The following is a 3,657-nucleotide window of genomic DNA, read 5'->3' on the forward strand; positions in this document are numbered from 1 at the left end:
CAAGAGCCAGGGCCCAGCCACCAGCGACACCATGGTCCCAAAGGCAAAGGCCGCCATGATCGCTGCGCCTTCCAGCGCCGAGGCGGACAGCGAGGCCACCAGCAGTGCCGAGTACAACAGCCCGCAGGGCATCAGCGCCCAGCCTATACCCAACACGGCAGGCGCGCGAGCGCCCAGACGGCTCATCACGGGCCGCGCCCGGCGCCAGACGGTCTGCGCCCAGTCGTCTAGGAAGGCCGGCTGGCGCGCTTGCACCAACAGCAACAACCCCAGCAGCAGTGCGGCAACATGCATCATGGTCCACACCGGACGCAGCACTACCGTCTGTTGGCCCAGCCAGCCCATGCCCTGCACTGTGCCCCCAGCCAAGGCGCCGAGCAACGAGTAACCCACCAGGCGCCCCAACTGCCAAATCCACAGGGCCTGACGCGATCGGGGCGCTGCGGCACGGGCAATGCCCGCACACGCAGCACCGCACATGGCCACACAGTGCGGCCCCCCCACCAGGCCCATCATTAGGGCCGACAGCGTCATCGATGCGAGCATGGCCACATGCTATCATCCTTGCGCGTGGCACGGCGCGGGACAGGGGCGTCAGATGATTTTGGAAAAGCGGGCGCGGTCCTGATCGACCTGCAAATAGCGGTCGAACACCATCGCTATCGCCCGCACCAGATACCATCCCGTCGCGGTAACCTGCAAGTGGGTATCGTCCACACGCACCAGTCCGTCGTGCTCCAGGGCGCGCAACTGCTCCAATTCGCGCGCAAAGTACGATCGAAAATCCACCAGATGTGCCAGATTGATGGACTCAAAGTCCACCAAGCCCTGGCACATGATGGCCATGATCACACTGCGGCGCAGCAGATCGTCGCGTGTCAACGCCAGCCCACGCACGATGGGCAGCCGCCCCTGGTCGAGCGCGTCATAGTACTCGTCCAGCGTCTTGGCGTTTTGACTGTAGGTGGCCCCGATGCGCCCGATGGCCGACACCCCGAGGGCAATCAGGTCGCAGTCGGGCTGGGTGCTGTAGCCTTGAAAATTTCGGTGCAGTCGCCCCTGTCGTTTGGCCACGGCCAGCGCGTCGTTGGGCAGGGCGAAGTGGTCCATGCCTACGTACACATAGCCCGCAGCGCTCAGATGATCCAGGGATAGCGATAGCATCGCCAGCTTGTCGGCTGGGCTGGGCAACTCGGCCACCACGATGCGCCGCTGCGGCTTGAAGCGCGCCGGCAGGTGCGCATAGGCGTACAGCGCGATGCGATCCGGGCGCAGGCGCTCGACCTGCTCCAGGGTGTGGCGAAAGGACTCCGGCGTCTGCTGGGGCAGGCCGTAAATCAAGTCGACGTTGATGGATTCGAACCCGAGTGCTCGCGCAGCTTCGACCAGGGCAAAGACCTGCTCCGCCGGCTGGATGCGGTGCACGGCCTTTTGCACGGTAGGGTCGAAATCCTGCACGCCAAAGCTCAGACGGTTGAAGCCCAGTCGGTACAGATGCGCCAAGCGCTCGGCCGTCACCGTGCGGGGATCGACCTCGATCGAATACTCGCCCCCGGGCACCAGCTCGAAGTGGCGGCGGATCATGGCCATCAGGTCGGCCAGTTCGGCATCGCTCAGAAAGGTGGGTGTGCCGCCCCCCAGGTGCAACTGGCTCACCCGGTGGCCGCGGCCAAGATGGTCGGTCTGCAGTTCCAACTCGCGCGAGAGATAACGCAAGTACTCCGCCGCCTTGTCGTGGTGCTTGGTGACCACCTTGTTGCAAGCGCAGTAGTAACAGAGCGACTCGCAAAACGGGATGTGCACGTAAACCGACAGCGGCAACGCCATCGAACCGGCGCGGCGCTGCTGCAACGCCTGGACGTAGTCGCGCTCGGTGAACGCCTCGATGAAGCGGTCCGCTGTCGGGTAGGACGTGTAGCGCGGGCCAGGGATGTCGAACCGGCGCAGCAAGGCTTCATCGATGACGTGCTTCACGGGCATGGGCTCCATTGGGTGGGTAATGTGCCCCAGGACGGCCCCTGTGCCCTTGACGTGCGTCAAATCCGCTGCAACCCGATGCCCGCATCGCGCACTGGGATATCGATCGGCAAGCACACCCACCGGTTGTTATCATCGATCGCATGGGAGTTTCCCGGTCAACCTGTCCTCAGTCTTCGGCCTCCTCGGTCGGCCACGCCACAGCGCCCATGGATTTGCACAGTATCAAAGTCGCCTGCACCAGTTGCAACCTGCGCGAACTCTGCCTGCCCATGGGCCTCGCCCCCCCCGAGATGGAGCAGCTCGACCATCTCATTACCAATCGGCGGCGTGTGCGACGTGGGGCGGCGCTGTTCGCAGCGGGCGACCCGTTCACTTCACTCTATGCCGTGCGCTCCGGCTTTTTCAAGACCAGCGTCACCACGGCAGACGGCCGTGACCAGGTCACTGGCTTTCAAATGGCGGGAGAAATCCTGGGCCTTGACGGGATCGTGCAGGATAAGCACGCCTGCTCTGCGATCGCGCTGGAAGATGCCGAAGTGTGCGTGCTGCCATTTGACAAACTGGAGCAGCTTTCACGCGAATTCAGCGCGCTGCAGCATCATGTGCACCGCATCATGAGCCGCGAGATCGTGCGCGACCAGGGCGTCATGCTGCTGCTGGGCAGCATGCGCGCCGAGGAGCGGCTGGCGGCCTTCCTGCTCAACCTCGTGCAGCGACTGCATGCACGGGGGTTTTCCAAATCCGAAATGGTGCTGCGCATGACCCGCGAGGAAATCGGCAGCTACCTGGGCATGAAGTTGGAGACGGTCAGCCGCACCTTCTCGCGCTTCCAAGAGGATGGGATCATCGAGGTCAAGCAGCGTTATGTGCGCATCCTGGACCCCAACGCTCTCAACGCCTTGGTCAACCATGCCCACACGGGGGGGACTGACCGCGTGGATTAACCCCTTCCGACAGAAGCCGCTAGGCACAGCCGCCACAGCGGCCATCATCGCACGATGGGCGTGGGTTGGATGCGGCCTCGCCATTGCGGGCGCAATCTGCAGGGCGCTGGTCTGGCGGCACAGGACAGCGATTGATCTCCCACGGGGACATGGACAGCAGCGTCGTGAGCGCCCCGGATGCCATCGTCAAACCCCAGAAAACGAAGAATGCCAGCGTGTAGATGGCCTGTCTCGACCATCCCAGCAACTCCCCTGCCCAATGCAGCTCATTGGGGTCGACGAAAGCGAACACCACCATTTCCATGACCGCCGCCATCAAGAAGGCAGGCCAAGCAATCCACATCACTCGCTGGGCCAACATCGTGCACTCCTCTTGGGTGTGGCCCTGGTGGGGCCTCAATCGTTTTTGGGCAAAGCGGACGACACCGCGTGATTACGCCCCTGATTGGCCGGTAGCAGCGCCTTTTCGGCCTGAAGCCGTTCCTCCGGGGTCAGGCGATCGGGCGCCACGGCAGTCGAAACCGGAACGGCTTCCCGCGGCAGCACCGTATCTGCGTTTCGCACCGCGATCGTGACCGTCACGATGGACGCCACGACCACAATCAACGGTCCCCCGACCACCATCCAGACATACGGCTCGCGGTACCAGGGACGGGCGGGGGACGGTTGGGCAGTCGAGGGGGCTGTCATCGTTGGCATAGTGTAGGCCTTGCTGTGTCGTTTGGTGCAGGGA

The 3,657-nt window shown here is 63.7% G+C and carries 5 protein-coding genes; 1 reads left to right on the forward strand and 4 read right to left on the reverse strand.

Features of this window, described 5'->3' with window-relative positions; all coding sequences use genetic code 11:
- Together P3W97_RS08580 and hemN are read right to left on the reverse strand one after the other, a co-directional pair.
- A partial coding sequence (locus tag P3W97_RS08580; protein WP_300845822.1) for a sulfite exporter TauE/SafE family protein occupies window positions 1-546 on the reverse strand: 546 nt, incomplete at its 3' end.
- A 48-nt stretch (window positions 547-594) separates the two neighbouring features.
- Window positions 595-1,974 carry an oxygen-independent coproporphyrinogen III oxidase gene (gene hemN, locus P3W97_RS08585; protein WP_300845824.1) on the reverse strand — a complete coding sequence of 460 codons (1,380 nt, stop codon included), beginning with the start codon at window positions 1,972-1,974 and terminating at the stop codon, window positions 595-597.
- 212 nt (window positions 1,975-2,186) lie between these two features.
- On the opposite strand from hemN, the gene fnr reads away from it, so the two are divergent.
- Window positions 2,187-2,924 (forward strand): fumarate/nitrate reduction transcriptional regulator Fnr, encoded by a 738-nt coding sequence (fnr, locus tag P3W97_RS08590; protein ID WP_300845826.1) that lies wholly within the window; start codon window positions 2,187-2,189, stop codon window positions 2,922-2,924.
- 19 nt (window positions 2,925-2,943) lie between these two features.
- Here fnr and P3W97_RS08595 read toward each other — a convergent pair whose 3' ends face one another.
- The gene (locus P3W97_RS08595; RefSeq protein WP_300845828.1) at window positions 2,944-3,285 is read right to left on the reverse strand and encodes a hypothetical protein; all 342 of its coding nucleotides are present in this window, start codon (window positions 3,283-3,285) and stop codon (window positions 2,944-2,946) included.
- 35 nt (window positions 3,286-3,320) lie between these two features.
- Window positions 3,321-3,657 (reverse strand): hypothetical protein (locus tag P3W97_RS08600; RefSeq protein WP_300845830.1); only part of this gene is annotated, 337 nt, incomplete at its 5' end.

The sequence above is a fragment of the Tepidimonas sp. genome (genome assembly GCF_029335975.1).
Lineage (GTDB): Bacteria > Pseudomonadota > Gammaproteobacteria > Burkholderiales > Burkholderiaceae_C > Tepidimonas.